This window comes from Magnetofaba australis IT-1 (assembly GCF_002109495.1).
In the GTDB taxonomy this organism is placed as follows: domain Bacteria; phylum Pseudomonadota; class Magnetococcia; order Magnetococcales; family Magnetococcaceae; genus Magnetofaba; species Magnetofaba australis.
The window spans coordinates 508,400-527,412 of sequence record NZ_LVJN01000018.1 but is presented as its reverse complement, the minus strand read 5'-3'; the positions used below and the strand labels follow the sequence as shown (position 1 = coordinate 527,412).

Here is a 19,013-nt window from a genome sequence, read left to right as displayed (position 1 = left end):
ACTCCTGAGATCGTGATTGCTGAATACGATGGAACGCGCGCGAATCGCGACGTCCTATGTGGAAAAAAGGGGGCTATTATCGTTATGCCGCCGCTGGATGTCAACCGGCCTCACTCCCATCAACGCCAGAGACGTCATAAATCACGAATGCCTCACTGCGATGGAGTATTGGCAACGGCAACTCCGGCGTAAGCGGCAGCTGCGCACAGGCGTCTTCCAAACAGTCGTGCGCGGGCGGCTGGCCTGGCGTTGGCGTCACCAGAATGGTCCATTGCGGATAGCGCGCGCGCAATGCGCGGATGCGCGCCATATCCAGCACCGCCATGTAGCGTTGCAGCAACGTCACATCGCTGCGCGCATTGAACTGTTTCGAATCCCGATAGAAGGCCCGCAAATCCGTATATCCGTATACGCTGTCGGCGATTTGGCGCACAGCGGGGATGGCGGCGGGGAAATTGGACATGGCCAAGAAGGTCCAGCTATCGGCCAGACTCGCCCGCAACATCATTTTATCGTTGCTGGTGTCGGCATAGGGCGGCGCCAGAACGACTGCGCCAAGGGGCGCGTTGCGCTGAATCCACTCCCCGGCGTCACGGGCAAAGGCGATGGCGCTGGCAAAGCGCGTCTTTTGCATGGACGCAAACGCGCTCACGCCCCACACATCCAGCAGTAGCGCCACAGCGACAAAACCCGCCATCGCCACCGGCAACAAGCGCCCAGATTCGCTCCCAGAGGCCGCTGGATTGCCGGGCCGCCACAGCAGCAAACGCCACTGCAGCAGCGCCGTCGCCACAGCGAGCAGCAGCAACTGCTTGGAGGGCCCCATCTGGGCGAATCGCCACGCAACCAACGCCCAGAACAGGGCCAACCCCGCCCAGGCGAACAGTCGAGTTTGCGGCTTGACGGCCATCCCCCACAGCAGCGCCGCCATGAGTGGGGCCGCCATCCAGAGATCGCCGCGCAGCAGCATGGCGGCGGCCAAAGCCACCCCCAGCCCCAACCCGGATGCCGCGCCCACGCCGCCGCCACGCATCGCCTGCGCAAGGGCGCCCACCAGCCAAATCACCGCCAACGGCGCCAACAGAAAACCGCCGCGCGGCAAAGTGGCGGCGCTGAGAGTCATCCAGTGCATCAACGCGCCCACCAGCGCCGCCGCCCAGGCCAGCAGGATCATGCCCAGCACGCCCCAGGTCACGCGTTTGAGCAGATCAAGACCAGGAGCGGTCTGTTGTGGCGTCGCCGCCCGCATCAGCAGCAGCGTGGTGAGGGCCAGCACGACCATCTGCGCCATCTGCATGGGCTCGCGCCAGGGATAGTACTGCGTGGCGTAGTGACCATTGCCCACCAGCTCCATCCACAACGCCTGATCCGCCGCTAAGACCACTGCGCCGGAGGCGCCCAGCACTGTGAGCAGTTTCCACAATCCTGGAATAGCCAGAGCCACGCACAGCGCGCTCCCCTGGCCGATGGCGCGCCAGGAGATCGGCTTGGCGAGTAGCTCCATGCCCCATAACGCCAGCAGAACCAGACCAAAATAGGTGGGGTAGATCCACGCGCTCAGACCCGCCAGGGCATAGGCGAGCAAACGCCGGTTATAGGCAAGAGCCGCCAACGCCAGCACCCCGGGAAGTTGCCCCAGCGCGCCGATTTGATGGCTTTTGAACAGCACAAAACCGTAGGGGGCCGCCAGGGTCAGCAAGGGACCGGCGGAGAGAATGATGAGCAGCGCCGCCGCAGCGCCCACATGGGAGCCGGTTACGCGTCGGCCCAGCAGCGTAATCGCCGCCAGCGTGCCGCCAATTTGCGCGGCAAACAGGAGAGTGAGCCAACTGAATACAGAAATGCCGGTGGCGGATTCGGCGACGCCAATGAGATCCGCCAGTAGCGACGGGATGCGGGTGGCGTAGATGGTGACGGGAAACGCCGGATCGACGGAGAGCGCTCCATTGTGCACCAGCACACCGAGCAGCAGCTCCGATTCGTGATAGATCAACTCCAGATCAAAACGCCAAAACGCCCACAACGGCCACAGCACAACGAGGGCCGCCGTGAGCGCCAAGGCCAGGGGCTCGCGCCCCCGCCACGGATTCAGATTGATCACGCGTTATCCCGCGCGCGCAGGTTGGCCATCAGACTGGGATCCTCATCCAGCAGCTTGCGCGGCAGCGTCATGGCGCGCATCTCCTTGATGTGATCCAGCACATTGGTCCCGAAACGCTTCTCCACCATGGAGAGATAGCCTTGATCGTGGAAATAGCGATCGAAGGCGTAGTCGCGGAAGGCCAGAATCTCGCCTGCGCTGAGCTGATCGTTGGCCAGCGGCAGGGTGTCATAGGCGTGCTGCGAGAAGTGGTGCCACTGCTCGGGCAGTTTGGCGCCTTTGGACACCGCTTCGGTGTAGAGTTGCGAGCCGGGATAGGCCATGGCCGAGTAGAAGTTGATAAAAGCGCTCTTGAGCTCCAGGGCCATGTCCAGGGTGCGCTGCATCGACTCCAGAGTGTCGTCAGGCAGACCGAAGATGTAGTTGCCCAGCACGTGAATGCCCGCATCCTCCACCCGCCGCACCGCCTGCACGATCTCGGAGTCATTCAGGCTCTTTTCGGCGCCGTCACGCACGAAGTCGCTGGCGCTTTCGATGCCCAGGGCTAACCAGTTGATGCCCGCCGCGCGCATTTTATCCAGCAACTCAGGATAGGCGGTGTCGACGCGGGCGTAGGCCCAGATATTGACGTCATAGCCGTTGGCGATGATGCCGTCGCAGATCGCCTCCACATGGCGCTTGTTGAGCACGAACATCTCATCGACGAACTTGATGTTCTTGACGCCGTAATTCTTGACCAGATTGCCGATCATCGCCACCACCGTCTCCGGGCTCCACATGCGGTAGCTGGGTTTGCCGAAGGGGGCGTTGATGCAGCAGAAGTTGCATTTAAATGGACAGCCCAGGGTGGTGTAGAGCGAGGCATAGGGCTGGCGTTGATCGATGTGATCAAAACAGTGCCAGTTGTGCGCGCGATAGCGATCCATGGGCAGCAGATCCCACGCTGGCAGCGGCATGGTCCCGTCCAGATCGGTGATCAGCGGCGCGGCGGCCTGGGGCGGGATCACCTCGCCATCTTCGATGCGCCACAACGCCGGGGCGCGGCTGACGTCGCCGGAGCCCTTGAGGGCCTCGACCACCGCTTCGATGGTGATCGGGCCTTCGCCGTCGCACACGTAGTCCACCGCCTCCTCCATCAGGGTGCGCTTGGGCAGCGCCGCTGGATGGGTGCCGGTGATGAGAATCTTCTGCGCGGGAGAGGCCTCTTTAATCAGCTTCGCGATCTTACCGGCGCTGGACATGTTCTGCGTCGACGCCGACGGTTGGAACCCATACACCGGAATCACGATCAAACGCGCTTTATAGTCCTCTACGGCGGCGCGCGCGGCGTGTTCGGCGGGGCCGGACATGGCCGGGGTGTCGTAAATGGCGACGGAGTAGCCTTTGCGACGCATGTAATCGGCGAACATGGCCGAATAGATGGGCGGCTCAATGGCGGACATGCCGTCGCCCAAATTTTGATAAAGTTGTTTGCGGTCGCCGGGATTGATAAAGAGAACGTCCAGGGGCTGGGCCATGATATTGGAAACTCGTCTGGATAGGAGGTCTAAACGCGCAGTGTCAAAACGGACGGATACGAGGCGAACCCCCGCATCACGCTACTGGAATCTGGCCAAGATACGCCCCCCTATCGCTGTGCGCAAGCCGCCTTGCGCCGTCATTGCGCGGTGCGTATAGTGGCGCAACCCAAAGGCCTCTGTTTCATTCCAGGCGCAAACGCGGGCGCATCACCATTTATTATAGATGGCGCCGCGTTTATCATACTGTTTTCTTGCAAGGAGCACTCTTATGTCAGAAGTCCTCGACGTCAGCAAAACCCAATTGGAAGGCGTGTTGCTGATCAAGCCCCTGACGAACTTTGAAGATTTTCGCGGCGGCTTCGTGGAGACTTGGCATCAAGAAGCCTATGAAAAGGCGGGCATCGACGTTAAATGGGTGCAGGACGACCTCTCCTGGTCCCACCAACACGTGCTGCGCGGCTTCCATGGCGACTGGAAGACCCATAAAATGGTCTGCTGCCCGTACGGTCGTCTGTGGGTGGTGATTCTCGACGCCCGTGAGGATTCGCCCACCTACGGCAAATCCCAGGGCTTTGCCGTCACCATGAGCAACCGCTACCAACTGTTTGTCCCCCCCGGCTGCGCCATGGGCCATGTGATCATGTCCGAGCTGGGCATGCTCTCCTACAAACAGAGCCAATACTACGATCGCGACAGCCAGTTCACCATCAAGTGGGACGACCCCCGATTCAATGTCTACTGGCCGGTGCAAAACCCGATTCTCTCCCTGCGTGATAAAGAGGGCATCTAACCCCCTCGCCGCACGCAGGCAGCGACCTCAATATAAAGATTAGGCAATCACACGCCTCACGGAGCGATATGACAATGAAATGGCCCTTGATGGTTGACAATATCCTGCGCGAAGACCTCGATAATCTGATCGAATTCCTCAAACAGGACATGCCGCGACTGACCCAGGCCGGCGAAGTGCGCGCGTTCCAACAGGAGTGGTCCGAGTGGCTGGGCGTCAAATACAGCGTCTTCGTCAGCTCCGGCGCCGCCGCCAACCTGCTGACCATGGGCGCCATCCGCCACCTGTATGGCGAAGGCGAAGTCCTGGTCCCCGCCCTGACCTGGGTGTCGGACATCTCCTCGGTGATTCTGCAGGGCCTGAAACCGGTGTTCGTGGACATCAATCCACGCACCCTGGCCATGGATGAAGATCAGGTGCTGGCCAAAATCAACGATAACACCCGCGCGGTGTTCCTCACCCACGCGCAGGGCTTCAATGGCCTCTCCGACCGTCTGGTGAGCGAACTGGAGAAGCGCGGCGTGCCCCTGATCGAGGACGTGTGCGAATCCCACGGCGCCACCCATAAGGGCAAGAAGCTGGGCTCCATCGGTCTGGCCTCCAACTTCTCGTTCTACTTTGCCCACCACATGAGCACCATCGAAGGCGGCATGGTCTGCACCAACGATGAGGCGTTCTACAACGCCATTCTGGCGCTGCGCTCCCACGGCATGACGCGGGAGATTCAGAACGATGAGATCCGTCAGAAGTGGATCGATGAGAACCCGGAGCTGTCGCCTGATTTCATCTTCGCCTACCCGGCCATCAACACCCGCAACACCGAAATCGGCGCCGTGCTGGGCCGCAGCGCCCTGCCCCGTCTGGACGCCAACAACGCCCTGCGCACGCGCAATTTCACCCTGTTGATCAAGAATCTGGATCCCAACATCTACTTCACCGACTTCGTCCTGGAAGGCAGCAGCAACTACGCCTTCAACCTGATCCTCAAAGAGAAGGATCCGGCCCTGCGCGATCGTCTGGAGAAGAAGATGCGCGACGAAGGGGTGGAGTTCCGCCGCGGCAGCGCTGGCGGCGGCAACCAGGTGCGCCAACCCTACGTGCGTCCCTACATTCGCGAAAACGAGTGGCTGGAGTACCCGGAAGTGGAGCATATCCATTACTACGGCTACTATGTGGGCAACTACCCCAGCATGAGCGAAGAGCAGGTTCTGGAACTGTGCAAGGTGCTCAACAGCATCTAAGTGTATAAAAAGGAAGATTGGCAGCCCATGGACGCCACCCTCAAAGCCCTATCCGCCAAAGCGCACTGGGTGCGCAAGGAGATGTTCCGCTTGCACCAACGCGAGCCGGAAACCCGCATCGCCTCGTCGCTCTCGCCCATTGAGATGCTCACTGCGCTCTACTATGGCGACCTGCTGAAGTTTGACCCCAAAGACCCCCACTGGCCCGGACGTGATCGCCTGATCCTGAGCAAGGGCCATGGCGTCATCTCCATCTATCCCATTTTGGCCGACGTGGGCTTCTTCCCCGTCTCCGAATTGGAGAAGATCGGCGGCACCGACACCTTCCTGTCGGCCATCCCCGACGCCATCATCCCGGGCTTCGAGACCACCAACGGCTCTCTGGGCCACGGCGTCGGCGTGGGCTGCGGCATGGCCCTGGCCCTGCGCGCGCAGAAGAGCGAGTCGCAAGTGATCGTCATCAATGGCGATGGCGAAATGAACGAAGGCTCGGTGTGGGAAGGGATCATGTTCGCCGGCCACCACGGCCTGGATAACTTGATGCTCATCATCGATGACAACAAGTACTCCATGCTGGGCGCGCAAAAGCGGGTCATGGGGCTCGACCCCATGGCCAAGAAGCTGGAAGCGTTTGGCTGGAACGTGGTGGAGATGGATGGCCATGATATGGCCGCCACCCACCAGAGCCTCAAGCAGATCTGGAATGTCCGTGATGGACGTCCGCGCGCGGTGATTTCCCACACCGTGAAAGGCGTGGGCGTGCCCGAGCTGCTGGATAACGATCTGTGCCACGTCTCCACCCTCAAGTCCGAACGGGTGGCGGAGATTTTGGCGGACCTGGAAGCCCAGGAACCGAAGGGAGACGCGTAATGGCGACCATGAGCGGGAAAAAAACCATGCGTGATGCGCTCATCGCGCGCGTGCATGAAGCGATGGCCACCGACGAGCGCATCTTCTTCCTGTCGGCGGACATGGGCGCGCCGGTGCTGGACCACATCCGCGCCGACTTCAAGGATCGCTTCATCAATGTCGGCATCGCCGAGCAGAATCTGGTCAACGTCGCCGCCGGTCTGGCTCATGAAGGTTGGACTGTTTATGCGCTGGCTATCGCGCCGTTCTACCTGCGCGCCTATGAGCAGATCCGCATCAATCTCTCCCTGGCGCAGCATCTGCGGCCCATGAACGTCACCATGCTGGGGGTGGGCGTGGGCGTCAGCTATGACGTCTCCGGCCCGACGCACCACTGCCTGGAAGACATCAGCGCCATGCGCGTGCTGCCGCGTCTGACGGTCTGTTCGCCAGCGGACTGGGTCACCTCCCACGCCTTCTATGAGACCACCCGCGATGTGGCCTCGCCCAAGTACCTGCGCTGCGATAGCAAGCCCAACGAAGCGATCTACACCGACACGGATATGCTCGACTTCACCAAGGGCTTCCACGAGTTGATTCAAGGCGAGCGCGTCTGCCTGGTGACCACCGGCTATATGACGCAAAAAGCGCTGCGCACCCTGGATGGGTTGAAAGACCCCTCCATCGGCCTGGTGGACCTCTACATGCTCACCGAAGGTCTCAACGAAGCGGCGCTGTTCGAGACGTTGAGCCGTTACGACCGCATCATCACCTTGGAAGAGGCGTTCACCAATCGCGGCGGCATCGACTCCCTGGTCTCCAACCTGCTGCACAATAACCACTCCACCATTCCCATGGAGCGGTTCGGGTTCGACAACCAGTACCATTTCAAATTCGGCACCCGCGACTATCTGCATGATCTGGCTGGCTTTGGCGACAAACCGCTGGTGGATGCGCTGTCACGCAACATGGCCGATGTGGCCGCCGCCCGCGCCATGTAATGCGGGCTTTGCCCATCACTGACTTTATGCCGAGTGATTCACCCAAATGAGCCAACAGCACTCTGACGCCGCCCAACCGCAACTGCTCTCCGCCGTCTTCTCCATGCGCAATGAGGAGGGCGTGCTTGATGAGTTGATCGCGCGCATGCGCGCCGCCCTGGACCCGGTCGAGAACCTCGATTACGAGTTGATCTTCGTCAACGATGACTCAACGGATCGCAGTCTGGAGATCCTCACCGCCTATGCCGCTGAGGATAAACGCATCAAGGTGATCAACACCTCGCGTCGCTTTGGCGTGATTCAAGGCAACCTGGCCGGTTTCCGCCACGCCAAGGGCGACGCCATTGTCTATCTGGACGCCGACCTGCAGGATCCGCCGGAGTTGATCCCCACCTTGATCGAAAAGTGGCGCGAAGGGGCGGAAGTGGTGCACACCACCCGTACTCACCGTCATGGCGAAAACCCCGTCAAGATGGCGATCACGCGCGGCGCCTATCGGGTGATCAATTTCTTCTCCGAAATTGAGATCCCCATGGATACCGGCAACTTCAAGCTGATCTCGCGCCGGGCCATGGATGAACTGCTCAAAATCAAGGAGCAGGAGCCGTTCTTGCGCGGTCTCGTGTGCTGGGTGGGCTTCAAGCAGGAGTTCGTCTACTACGAGCGCCAGGCTCGCTACGCAGGCGTTACCCACTTTGCTCTGTTGCGCAGCTTCAACCCCACGCGCAGCTTTGTCTCCGGGGTGATCGCCTTCTCCACCATCCCGCTCTACTTTGCGCTGCTGCTGGGGATGCTGGTCTCCAGCGGCTCGTTCGCCTATCTGCTCTACATCATCGTCACACGCCTGACGGGGATGCACCAGCCCGGATGGTCGGCCATCATGGTGACCATGCTGTTCCTGGGCGGGGTGATTCTCTTCACCATCGGCGTGCTGGGGGTCTACATCGCGCAGATCTACGCCAACGTGCAGGGGCGCCCGCAATATATCATCGATAATAAGATCAATCTCGACGAAGACGAGAGCTGAACACTGGCGTGATCGGGAAAACAAAACGGGCCGCATCGTACGATGCGGCCCGTTTTGTTTTCACTCTAGTGAGTCAAAACCAGAACTGCACAGAACGGCTAATGTTTGTGTGACGTAGATTGAACTTGCGCTGACTATTGGCCGCCGACTGGTCGGCGGCGGGGTCTGGGGGCCGCGCCCCCAGCGGGTGTGGGCGGAGCCCACGGTTTGGTTGTTGATCTTGGGAGCTCGAGGGCGTAGCCCTCGATATCTTTCATGACCAATACCCAAACTGTCCGATTCTGATTTCAACTGACAATATTGGCCGCCGACTGGTCGGCGGCGGGGTCTGGGGGCCGCGCCCCCAGCGCCAATGGGGACAAATCCAGGGCGGACCCACGATTTGGCAGAATTGCCGAATCGGACTCGCGCAGCGAGCCCGCAGGGTGAAGGCCATGGATGGCCTGAATCACGGTGTAGTTGTTGACCTTGGGAGCTCGAGGGCAAAGCCCTCGATATCTTTCAGCGCCCATATGTTCACTTTTGAATGCTAGCGGCTCTATATAAAACTCAACCAATTAATGGGCGTCTCCAGAGAGTTTGGCAAACCGCTTGCGCATGCGCCGCATGCCCATCCACACCGTCACCAACACCACCGGCACAGCAATGCCTGTGGCCAAATCCAAATTGATGGGCGCGCCAAGATTCTTGATGGATTTGAACACATAGCCGCACAAACTGATGGCGTAGTAGCTCACCACCATCACCGAGAGCCCCTCCACCGTCTCTTGCAAATGTAGTTGCAGTTTGGCGCGGTGATCCATGGAGGCCAGCAGTTGGCGATTCTGCTCGGCCTGGAACACCTCCACACGCGAGCGCATCAGCCCCGCAACCCGCGCCGCGCGTTCAGACAGATCGTGCTGCCGTGACAAAGTGGACTCACACGTGGCCATGGCTGGCTCCATACGCCGTTCAATCAGATCCGCCAGAGTCTGCAATCCGGCGATGCGCTGCGTTCCCAACGACGACAAACGCTGCAACAGGATCGCGTAATAGGCGCGGCTGGCGCCCAGTCGATATGTGGTGCTGGTGGTGATGGACTCAATCTGTGCGCTCAACTCGGTCAAGCGTCGCTGAATCTCCGCATCGCTATTGGGATCTTTGGAGTCCTTCATCTCAGCGGCAATAGCGGCCAATCCTAGATCCATCTGTCGCAGTTGCGGAATCGCCGCACGCGCCACCGGCAACCCCAGCAGCGCCATCATGCGGTAACTGGTGATCTCAGAGAGCCGCTGCACCAGCCGCCCCGCGCGCCACTTGCTCATATCCACATCCTTGATCAGAATGCGCACAAAGCGGTCGGGATGAATGCGCATATCCGAATAGATTTTGGAGGTTTGGCTGGGAGTCAGATTGCCAAAGATGGGGTTGCCTTTGAAGATCTGGTTCAGCTCCGCCATATCCCGTTCCGGCGCATCCTTGGGATCGATGGCGATCTGCACTGCGCTCAGAAGACGTCCCGGACACTCATCGGTCCAGTCCAGCGGCAAACGCTCAATCAACTGTCCGTCAAACGGTTCGTCAAACGGCTCATCCAGATAGAAGGTGTAGGAGACGAACTCCGTATGCCGCTCCCATTTGATCCGCAGCGTGGGGTTGAGTTGACCAATGAAGTGGTTGGTGTCGGGCGCCGGGCCTTGGATGCCGAAAAAGCGGCACAGGCGATCCAGCCCAATGCGATCCTCATCGGCGCCGCTCTCGCCGGTATAGAAACCCAGATGCAGCACGCGAGCGGGCGATAGCACCGGGATCGGCGGGCGCGAGTGCAACTCCATGGCCAGCCATTCACGATCGGGATGCTCTTTTAGGGGAAACGTCGCCACAACTCACTCCTGCTCGCGCCACACCGCGTCGATCAATCACTCCCGTGAATACCAGGGTATTATGTTAGCATTCTCTAATGATCGAGGGTAGCGGCCACGCGCATTGGCGGCGCAAACACAAAAAAAGGGCGTCCCGCAGGACGCCCTCTTGATGCCGTGCGCCAACGCGCCGAGGCTTAGACAATCCCTTTGAGATTGTAGCCCGGCTCGATGGAGATGCGCTTCTTCTCCTGCACATGCTTTTTCACCACATCCCACACCGGCGGACCATCCACCTCGCCCATGGAGGCCCAGCCGGAGACCCAGTACTGCTTGTTGGGCTCCACCGCTTTGCCGTTCAACTCCATGGCGCTGATGCGCTTACCGATGCTCTCGCCCAGGGCGATTTTGTAGCGCAAACCACCCACACGCACCATGTCGCCGCCCTGCTGGCGATAGGGATCGGGGTTGAACAGGTTGTCGGCCACATCCTCCAGAATCACCTTGATCTGCTCGCCGGTCATCTGACGGCGGTAGGTGTTGGGGTAGGTGATGGCGGTCTGAGTGTAGATGGCGTCCATGGTGATGTCCTGCCCCGGCAACAGGCTCACGCCCCAGCGGAAGCCCGGCGACAGCGAAACCTCGGACTCCATCTGGGTGTTGAGGGCGTTGCAGATCAGATCGTCGAAGGTGCCGTTGAAGTTGCCGCGACGATAGAGCAGCGAGTCGGTCTTGCCCACCACGGTGTTGATCTCTTTGAGATGCGGCGCGCGAATCTTCTCGATCAAGCCCGCCATCTCCTTGTCCGCCGGAATCAGGTTGGAGATCACCGGAATCAAGCGGTAGTTCCAACCGGTCATGCGGCCATTGGCCACCTCGATATCCATTCGCGAGAGGAACTTGGTGTTGGAGCCGGAGTTGCACACCAGGGTCACCCCTTCAGGGTTCTTCACCTGGGTGGGCTGCGGCACCGCATCGTGGGTGTGGCCGCCCAGAATCACATCCAGCCCCACCACACGGGAGGCCAGTTTCAGGTCCACGTCCATACCGTTGTGGGAGAGCAGCACCACCACCTGAGCGCCCTGCTCGCGGGCCTCATTGACGCGCTCCTGCACCGCATCTTCCTGGATGCCCATGGACCATTTGGGGAACATGCGGCGCGGATTGGCGATGGGCGAGTACGGGAAGGCCTGGCCGATGACGGCGATTTTGGTGCCCGCCTTCTCATACATCTCAAACGCTTTGAACACCGGCTCTTCCCACTCGGTGTCCACCACGTTGTGGGCCAGGAACGGGTAGTTGAGCTTTTCGATATTGGCCATCACCTGCTCGGCGCCATAGGTGAACTCCCAGTGCGGGGCCATCCCCTCCACGCCCAGCAGGTTACAGGCGTCGATCATGTCCTGGCCCTTGGTCACCATACTGGTGTAGCTGCCCTGCCAGGTGTCGCCGGAGTCCAGCAGTAGCACATTGTCGGCGCCGCGCTGATCGCGAATGGCTTTGACCAGGCTGGTCATGTGGGCGAAACCGCCAACCGGACCGAACTCCTGCGCCAACTTCACATAGTCGGTCATGGTGTAGGCGTATGCCTCCACGCCGCCGGGCTGGAAACCGAAGTGCTTGAGGAAATCCTTGCCAGTGATGTGCGGGGCGTTGCCCGCCGCGCCGCCCACGCCGATGTTGGTGTCGGGCTCGCGGAAGTAGACCGGCAGCAGCTGCGCATGACAATCGGTAAAGTGCAGCAGGGTGAGTTTGCCTTTGTTGTTGAACTTGAGCAGTTCATCAAAGCTGGCCTTGCCCGCAGCGCGCAGCAAACCCGGCGCGCCCATCAGACCCGCCGCCGTCAACGCCCCAACCTGCATGAATTCCCGACGCGTCAAGCTCATATTTCCATCCCCCTGTGCACGGCCTGAAATGGCCAAAGTGTCATATTGAATAAAGAATCGCGCGCGGATTCAGGCCATTTCGGGCAGAACCCGCCCAGCCGGGACCGGGGGGCAAAACGCCCCCTCGGCAACCCAACTGGTGTTCAGGATCAAAAGATCGTGAAATTACGGACGGAAGCCCGGCACGTTGACCGGCAAACCGTTGGAGATGGAGGCCAGATAGACCTCCAGAGCGATGTAGTAGTCATCGCCATAGGCTTTTGGCTGCGCGCGCACGTTCTTGTTGCAGGTGCGCAGGCGACGCTGCATGGAAGCGGGTTTGCCCCACTTCAAGCGATAGGTGGGCCAGTGGTCGATGGAGCCCGAACCGATGGTGGCGCCTGCAGCGTTGCGTCGCTCGCGCTCCGGACCTTCGGGCAGTTCCGCCACCAGTTTCGCCAGCTCGCCCATACCGGTGTTATCCGGGGCGCTCATGAACTCGGCGCGGATGTTGGTCCCGGCGGCGACGTTGTGGCAGTGCTTGCAGGCGACGTCAAAGTGGCCTTGGCGCTCGTTGTAGAACGCTTCGCCCTTTTTGACCCAAGCAGCCATAGGGCCATCGGTGCGCACCGCCAACGGCATGCCGTTGGAGAGCGACTTGACCGCCAACATCAGCAGAATTTGATCGCCGCTCTCCCACTTGAGCTCTTTTTGCCCCATGTGGTCGGTCAGGCAGCTATTGATCTGGGTCTGCAGTAGCGCAGGCTTGCCCGCTTTGGGATCCCATTTGGGATACTGCGTGCCCACGCCAACCAGACGCGCGCCGTTTTCGCCGTGACAGGAGGCGCAGCTCTTGCCGCCGCGATCCTTATTGAAGGCCGCCATGGCTTCATCGAGCACGCCCTCGGTGGGCGGGAACTCGGCCATTTCAACAAACTTGGGCGAGTATTTATGCAAGCCCTGGTCGATGGCCGAGTCATACCCTTGAATGTCCATAGCCAGCGCCGAACCGGCGAAGGCGAGCGCGCCGATCAAGCCGCTCACCACGCCCAAACGGCGAGGATTCATTGATTGTTTCATTCTCTCTCCCCCTCCGTTATTTGACTTTGGCGCTTTCGGTGAACACTCCGCCTTTGTTGTCTTTCCAGGTCATCACCAGCTCACCCGGGGCGTCGGCCTTGATGTAGAACGACACGAAGGGGTTCTGGGAGACCGCAGCGCCCCACTCGGCCTGGAACACGGTCTTGCCGTTGTACTTGCCTTCCACGGTTTCGATGTAGTGGGCGGGAATCTTCTCGCCGGTTTTCTTGTTTTTGCGCAGGCCGGTCTCCATGGGGTGCTTGATCACCGCCTTGACCTCGGCCACGTCGCCCATTTTCTTCACTTTAACTTTCGCTTTACCGATGCTGGCCATCTGATATGCCTCTTTCCGTTTGTTCGCTTAGGATGCGTTCTGAAGTCGGTTTGTCGCGAACTGAGATCAGCCGCCGCAACCGCCGATGGTCACTTTCACCTCTTTGACGGCGCCAATCAGTTTGCCGCTGTTGGTGCGGGCGATGGCGCGCACGTTGGAGGTTTTGCCAATCTTCAGACGGGCCGAGACATAGGCCTTGCCGTTGGCCGGAGAGAGCACATATTTACCCGCAAACGGAGTGGGGTTGTTGTCCACAAACACGCCGATGGACTCAATGTAGTTGCCCGCTTCCATGGGGTGATCCACTTCCACCTTGATGGGCACCACGGCGCCGTTTTCGGCGATGATGGGGGCGTCGATTTTGACCGCCGGGGAGTCGGTAATGGCGTCGCCGCCCATGTACTTCTTGATCGACTCCATGGACTTGGCTTCATCAGCGCGGGCCGCGCCCACGGGAGCGCCCACAAAACCGGCGGCGATGGCGGCCAAACCGGCGTTCTTGAACAGACCACGACGGGTCACTTGCATTTTTTCAGACATGGAAAATCCCTCCAGTAGTCGACTATCGATCGGTCTTGGCCGACAATTATTGCTGTGCGGTCTCAGGCTTCATGTTACGCAGCGTCAGGAGATAGGCGATGATGTCCTCCACCTCCTGCGCTTCCAGAACACGCTTGCCCTGCCAATCTTTACGGATGTTCGATTTGCCTTCGTTTGAGTAGAAGGTGAACATCACAGTGTCGGGATTATCCACTTTGGGATTGACGATCTTCTGGCGAATCCAACCCACCGAGCGCTCGTTGTGTTGCATCGCGTCGAGCATGTTGGGTCCGGCGCTGCCGTGGAAGGTTCCGATAGGCATCCAGTGACAGGCGATGCAGTTGCCTTTGGAGCGGGTGGTGACCAGCTTGGCGCCGTTCACCGGATCTCCCGGCTTGTCAGTCAACGGCGTGGCGATGCCAATCTCCTCGGCGCTGAGCTCTTGCTCGGGTTGGTTGGCTGCGCACCCGGCGGTCAGCAGCATCGCCGCCAACACCGCCAAAGAGCGGCTCAATCCTGATTTCATAAGTGTATCCCCCTAAATCGAGTCAGAAAACTTCCGGCCAATGCGCTAGCGCCGGTTCAACACAGTGTCATCCCCCTTGTGCGTCACGCGGATTCATCACAAAGAGTCGCAGACGCAGCGCTCGTTTTTGGGAGGGATGCGCCGCGTCTGCGGGACGAATACATCGCGTGAACGGGTACCATGTTTACCAATCCGCCTGCGTTTGTCCATCACTCTTGCGCGTCTTCAGGTATTCACCCCACAATATTTTTGCGTATTTTCACTTTTTATATCTACATATATCAGTGTACTCTATTTGACTAATCCCAATCGCATGGCGTAACGCACCAATTCCGCCGTGGTGTGCACATTGAGTTTGCGCATCAAGCGAATCCGATGCGTATCCACAGTTTTCGGGCTGATTTCCATCTCTCTGGCCATCTCCTTGTTGGTCAATCCAGAGGCGACCAGCCGCAGCACCTCCCGCTCCCGCGGCGACAAGGCCGTGGTCACTGGGTCGCCAGGATCCAACTCCGCCACCCGTTCCCGCACAGCTGCGCTGTAGAATTTCTCTCCGCGCACCACCGCGTCAATGGCGTCGGCCAACTCGGAAAAGGTGTTGTCCTTAACCACAAACCCCATGGCCCCGGCGCGCTCCCCCTCCAGCGCCAATGTGGGGTCGATGTGCATGGTCAGCAAGATCACGCGGGTCGCCAGCTCCGGGTCATCGCCCAGACGCCGCGCCACCTCAATGCCGTCCAACCCCGGCATGGAGATATCCAAAATCGCCACATCGGGTTGGAGTTTGCGAATCAGCGCCAGCGCCTCATCGCCATCGGCGGCGTCACCGACGATCTCAATGCGCCCATCCCCCGCCAGCAGATGCGCCAGCCCCTGCCGAAAAATGCCGTGATCGTCGGCCAGCACCAACCGGATTACCGCGTCGCTTTCACCCATACCGTCATCCCCGCTCCCGGCGCTGCATCAAAGCGCGCCTCTCCACCCAATCGTTGGGCCTGCTCCTGAATAATGGAGAGACCCAGCCCACGATCCAACGAGCCCATCACCTGTTTCAGATCCGCGCCGCGACCATCATCCTTGACCATCAGCGTCACCTCGCCAGCGGCGCTGGAGGTCAACGCCACCTCGACGTGGCTGGCGCGCGCATGCTTCAACGCATTGGTCAGCGACTCCTGAAAGATTCGGAACAGGTTGTATTTGAACTCCTGGTCCAGTCCGTCCAACGCCCCTTCCGCAGTAAAATCGATCACCTGAGGCGCGTTGAGGGAGACGCGATCACACCACCAACGAATCGCCTGCTCCAACTCCATCCGCTCCAAAAACGAGGGCCGTAGCGCGGTGGTGACATCGCGCAACTGGCCAATGGCCTCGTCAATCTCCTGCAGCTCCAGTCGATAGGGCTCCTCGCCACCCCCCGCCCCTTTGGCCGCCGCCTTCATCTGCAGGCCGAGTTTAATGGCTTGCAGCGACTGTCCAATGCTCTCATGCAGCAGATTGCCCAGCCGCTTGCGCTCCTCGATCTCGAGTCGATTCTTGATGTGCCGAATGGAGGCCTCAATGTGCTGGCGCCGGGTCACATCGCGGGAGATGCCGCGATAGCCGGTAAAGACGCCGGACTCATCGAAGCGCGGCTCGCCATTGGTCTCCAGAATGACGCTGCGGCCATCGTTGGCGCGCAGAGTGCTGACAAAGCTCTCCAAGCGCGCCCGGGCGCCGATTTGCGGAGCCAGCAGCATGCGGGTGCGCTCGGCTTCCGCCTCGGGCATCAGGTCGAACGGCGAGCGCCCCAGCAGCGTCTCCGGCGCCATGCCCAGCATCTCCTCCACCCGCGGACTGACATAGGTAAAGCGCCCATTGGCGTCCAACTCCCACAGCCAGTCGGAGATCTCCTCGGCCAAGCCGCGATAGCGCGCCTGACTCTCCCGCGCCCGCGCTTCAGCCAGCTTCCGTTCACGCAACTCCCGCGTCAGGGAGGCGCGGGATTTGGCGATCTCCTCAGTGAAGCGATCCAGCAGCTCTTCCAAAATAATCAGACGGTCGCCGCGCCGCAGACGCCCCAGGGAGATGCCCAGATCGTTGCGCGCAAACTGTACGATGCGCGCGCCGAACAGCTGGAGTTTGCGCGAGATCCACAGCAGGGTGAGAAAGAAGGCGGCGAAGTAGACGGCGATGGAGACGCCGATCTGGCGGCGATCGGATTCCAGAATACGATCCTGCAAACTGGCCAGTGTCTCCAACGGCGCCAGGGTGGCGACCTGGAAGCTCATTTCCGAGGAGAATTCATAATTGAAGAAGTCGCGCTCCACCAGCACATAGCGATCGGTCAAGGCGGAGATGCGTTCACCGGGCGCCACCCGGGTCGGGTCGCTGCTGGCCATTACCTCGCCGCTCTCATGGCGCAGGAACACCTGCACGCCATGTTGATCAAAACGCCGGTTGAAGGTGGAGAGAAATTCGCTATTGAGCGGCGCCACCAGCACCAGCACCGCTTGCAACGCTCCTTCCCCGTTGCGCGCCTCAACCGAGGCCAGATAGTGGGGCAATCCCCCCACCGAGGTGATGGCGCCGCTGGGCCCGCCCACCCGCAGATAGTCCAACAATTGCGCCTGATAGTCATCCAGCGGCAGCGGCGTGCGCGCGGCGCTGTAGGTCTCCCAGATGCGATATTGACCATCCAGCAGCAGGAAGTGCACATGGCGCGAGAAGTTACGGATGAGTGAAGCGGGCGGCAACCACTCGGGGATGCGTCGATGGCTGATCAAGCGGCCATCCCGCCCCCAACCCGACTGGGCGCGCTGTTGAATATAGGTCTGAAACCGCTCCTGTGCGGCAAACAGTCGCCCCACCTGGACCTGATTGCGCAAAAACTCCTCCAACTGCGCCAGACTGCGACGCGCCTCCTCGCGCAAGCTCTGCTCCAACTGCTCTTTGAGCAGGGCGCTGATGCGGCGGTTTTGCAACTGCTCCTGGGCCATCCAGGAGGCCGCCCCCACCACCGACATCACAAACAGGATCTTGATGCTCAGCGGAATCGCCCGCGTGATGCGCATCAAGGCGGCTCTCCCACCAATTCACCGCCGACAAAGCGCCAACCAGCCTTGCGCAGCGCGCCCACAGGAATCACCCCAAAGGCGTCGCCGACTTGAGTGACGTCGGTTTCAAAGGCGTCCAGAAAGCTCTGCGCCAACGGTTTACGCAGCGCTTTATCCTCCCACAGGGCGATATTGTGGGCGCGGTAGAAGGGGTAGCGCGCCGCCAACAGGTGGGCATCGTCGCGCGGGTCCATCCCGTCGATGCGCAGCACTTTCACGCGTCCTTCGCTGCCGACATAACGCTCGATGTCGTACAGCACTTCATAGCCAATGGCGTCAGGAAAACTGGCCACTTCGTGGATCATGGCCGGAATACTGCCCACTTCGTTCATCTGCGGCGAGAACAGATCCTCATGATCGAGAATGGCGCGCCAGTGGCCCGGGCGCTGTTTACAATGCAGGCGCGATACCGGCCAGATGGGACGATCCAACGGGTTGCGCCCAGCGGGGACGGGCAGATCACGCCAGTGACGGATGCGACCGGCGAAGATGGCGCGCGCCTGTTCGACGGTCAGTTCATCGATGGGATTGTCGGGATGGACAATGAGCGCCAGAGCCGACACCCCCAGTGTATGAAAACGCAGCCCAGGCAAACGGTCGCTGGCGGCGGGCGGACAGCAGAAACCGCCCATGTCCACCCGCTTGCGCACCAGCAGTCCCTGGGAGACGCTACAGGTCCCCTCCTTTACCGCCACTCTTACGCCGTGCTCGGCCTCAAAGCGCTTGGCGAAAGGCGCCACCATGGAGTAGAGGTGCTGATCCATGGTCATGGCCAGATTGGCGCCATCGGCCCAGACATCATATTCGATCCCCCGCGCCATCCAACTAGGCGGCGCCGAAAGCGGTTTGTTGGGATCGGAGAACTTGGGCCCGGCCAGATCCCGACCCCACTGCTGGCGCGCCTGGGGGGGGATTGAAGGCGGTTGCAGCGCACCCTGCTGCGCACCGGACTCCGCCACAACGCGCGGGCTAGCCGCGCCTAGCGCCAGCGCCGCCAATAGCGCATAAAAAGCTGTGCGCGCGCACAGCCTGAACAGACTGCGCCATGCGCCGCCACAACGCCTGCCGTCAGACTTCACGCCGTTGGTCATACGCCCCCTCTTGCCACTCAAACGCGTCAAGTCAGCGCTGCGTCTTGAAGAACCCCAGCTCACACTCGACGGTCAACAACGCCACCATCCTGACGAATAGGCGGCATTTTAACAA

16 protein-coding genes are annotated in these 19,013 nt (G+C 60.5%); 5 read left to right on the top strand and 11 right to left on the bottom strand.

The genetic code is table 11. The features are described from left to right. Window positions 1–100: 100 nt before the first annotated feature. Window positions 101–2,101: a hypothetical protein gene (locus MAIT1_RS08425; RefSeq protein ID WP_085441834.1), complete on the bottom strand. Its 2,001-nt coding sequence runs from the start codon at window positions 2,099–2,101 to the stop codon at window positions 101–103. Beyond that, window positions 2,098–3,618, bottom strand: a complete 1,521-nt coding sequence (locus MAIT1_RS08420; RefSeq protein ID WP_085441833.1) for a B12-binding domain-containing radical SAM protein — start codon at window positions 3,616–3,618, stop codon at window positions 2,098–2,100. The genes MAIT1_RS08425 and MAIT1_RS08420 overlap by 4 nt, the downstream gene beginning before the upstream one ends. Window positions 3,619–3,889: 271 nt before the next feature. Here MAIT1_RS08420 and MAIT1_RS08415 point away from each other — a divergent pair, with 271 nt between their 5' ends. From MAIT1_RS08415 to MAIT1_RS08395, 5 genes are all read left to right on the top strand, one after another. After that, window positions 3,890–4,411 carry a dTDP-4-dehydrorhamnose 3,5-epimerase family protein gene (locus MAIT1_RS08415; protein WP_158089394.1) on the top strand — a complete coding sequence of 174 codons (522 nt, stop codon included), beginning with the start codon at window positions 3,890–3,892 and terminating at the stop codon, window positions 4,409–4,411. An 89-nt stretch (window positions 4,412–4,500) separates the two neighbouring features. Continuing rightward, complete coding sequence (locus MAIT1_RS08410) at window positions 4,501–5,652, top strand: DegT/DnrJ/EryC1/StrS family aminotransferase (RefSeq protein WP_198947829.1); 1,152 nt, start codon at window positions 4,501–4,503, stop codon at window positions 5,650–5,652. Window positions 5,653–5,679: 27 nt separating this feature from the next. After that, window positions 5,680–6,522, top strand: coding sequence for a transketolase (locus tag MAIT1_RS08405; RefSeq protein ID WP_085442030.1), 843 nt, complete (start codon window positions 5,680–5,682; stop codon window positions 6,520–6,522). After that, entirely contained in the window at window positions 6,522–7,502 is a 981-nt protein-coding gene (locus MAIT1_RS08400) for a transketolase family protein (protein WP_198947828.1), read from the top strand. Before MAIT1_RS08405 ends, MAIT1_RS08400 begins: the two co-directional genes overlap by 1 nt. A 46-nt stretch (window positions 7,503–7,548) precedes the next feature. Next, complete coding sequence (locus tag MAIT1_RS08395) at window positions 7,549–8,529, top strand: glycosyltransferase family 2 protein (protein WP_085441830.1); 981 nt, start codon at window positions 7,549–7,551, stop codon at window positions 8,527–8,529. A 557-nt stretch (window positions 8,530–9,086) separates the two neighbouring features. Here MAIT1_RS08395 and MAIT1_RS08390 read toward each other — a convergent pair. The 9 genes from MAIT1_RS08390 to MAIT1_RS08350 form a co-directional block, all read right to left on the bottom strand. Next, window positions 9,087–10,391: a DUF3422 family protein gene (locus MAIT1_RS08390; RefSeq protein WP_085441829.1), complete on the bottom strand. Its 1,305-nt coding sequence runs from the start codon at window positions 10,389–10,391 to the stop codon at window positions 9,087–9,089. 176 nt (window positions 10,392–10,567) lie between these two features. Then, the gene (soxB, locus tag MAIT1_RS08385) at window positions 10,568–12,256 is read right to left on the bottom strand and encodes a thiosulfohydrolase SoxB (protein WP_085441828.1); all 1,689 of its coding nucleotides are present in this window, start codon (window positions 12,254–12,256) and stop codon (window positions 10,568–10,570) included. A 165-nt stretch (window positions 12,257–12,421) separates the two neighbouring features. After that, complete coding sequence (gene soxA / locus MAIT1_RS08380; RefSeq protein WP_085441827.1) at window positions 12,422–13,303, bottom strand: sulfur oxidation c-type cytochrome SoxA; 882 nt, start codon at window positions 13,301–13,303, stop codon at window positions 12,422–12,424. A gap of 28 nt (window positions 13,304–13,331) precedes the next feature. Further along, on the bottom strand, window positions 13,332–13,649 hold the full coding sequence (gene soxZ / locus MAIT1_RS08375) for a thiosulfate oxidation carrier complex protein SoxZ (protein ID WP_085441826.1): 318 nt from the start codon (window positions 13,647–13,649) through the stop codon (window positions 13,332–13,334). 66 nt (window positions 13,650–13,715) lie between these two features. Beyond that, the gene (gene soxY / locus MAIT1_RS08370; RefSeq protein ID WP_085441825.1) at window positions 13,716–14,189 is read right to left on the bottom strand and encodes a thiosulfate oxidation carrier protein SoxY; all 474 of its coding nucleotides are present in this window, start codon (window positions 14,187–14,189) and stop codon (window positions 13,716–13,718) included. Between the two features lie 46 nt (window positions 14,190–14,235). Further along, entirely contained in the window at window positions 14,236–14,715 is a 480-nt protein-coding gene (soxX, locus tag MAIT1_RS08365) for a sulfur oxidation c-type cytochrome SoxX (RefSeq protein ID WP_085441824.1), read from the bottom strand. Between the two features lie 291 nt (window positions 14,716–15,006). After that, window positions 15,007–15,651: a response regulator gene (locus MAIT1_RS08360; protein WP_085441823.1), complete on the bottom strand. Its 645-nt coding sequence runs from the start codon at window positions 15,649–15,651 to the stop codon at window positions 15,007–15,009. Next, complete coding sequence (locus tag MAIT1_RS08355) at window positions 15,630–17,765, bottom strand: PAS domain-containing sensor histidine kinase (RefSeq protein WP_085441822.1); 2,136 nt, start codon at window positions 17,763–17,765, stop codon at window positions 15,630–15,632. Before MAIT1_RS08355 ends, MAIT1_RS08360 begins: the two co-directional genes overlap by 22 nt. Beyond that, window positions 17,765–18,898: a substrate-binding domain-containing protein gene (locus tag MAIT1_RS08350; RefSeq protein ID WP_085441821.1), complete on the bottom strand. Its 1,134-nt coding sequence runs from the start codon at window positions 18,896–18,898 to the stop codon at window positions 17,765–17,767. Before MAIT1_RS08350 ends, MAIT1_RS08355 begins: the two co-directional genes overlap by 1 nt. Window positions 18,899–19,013: the final 115 nt, after the last annotated feature.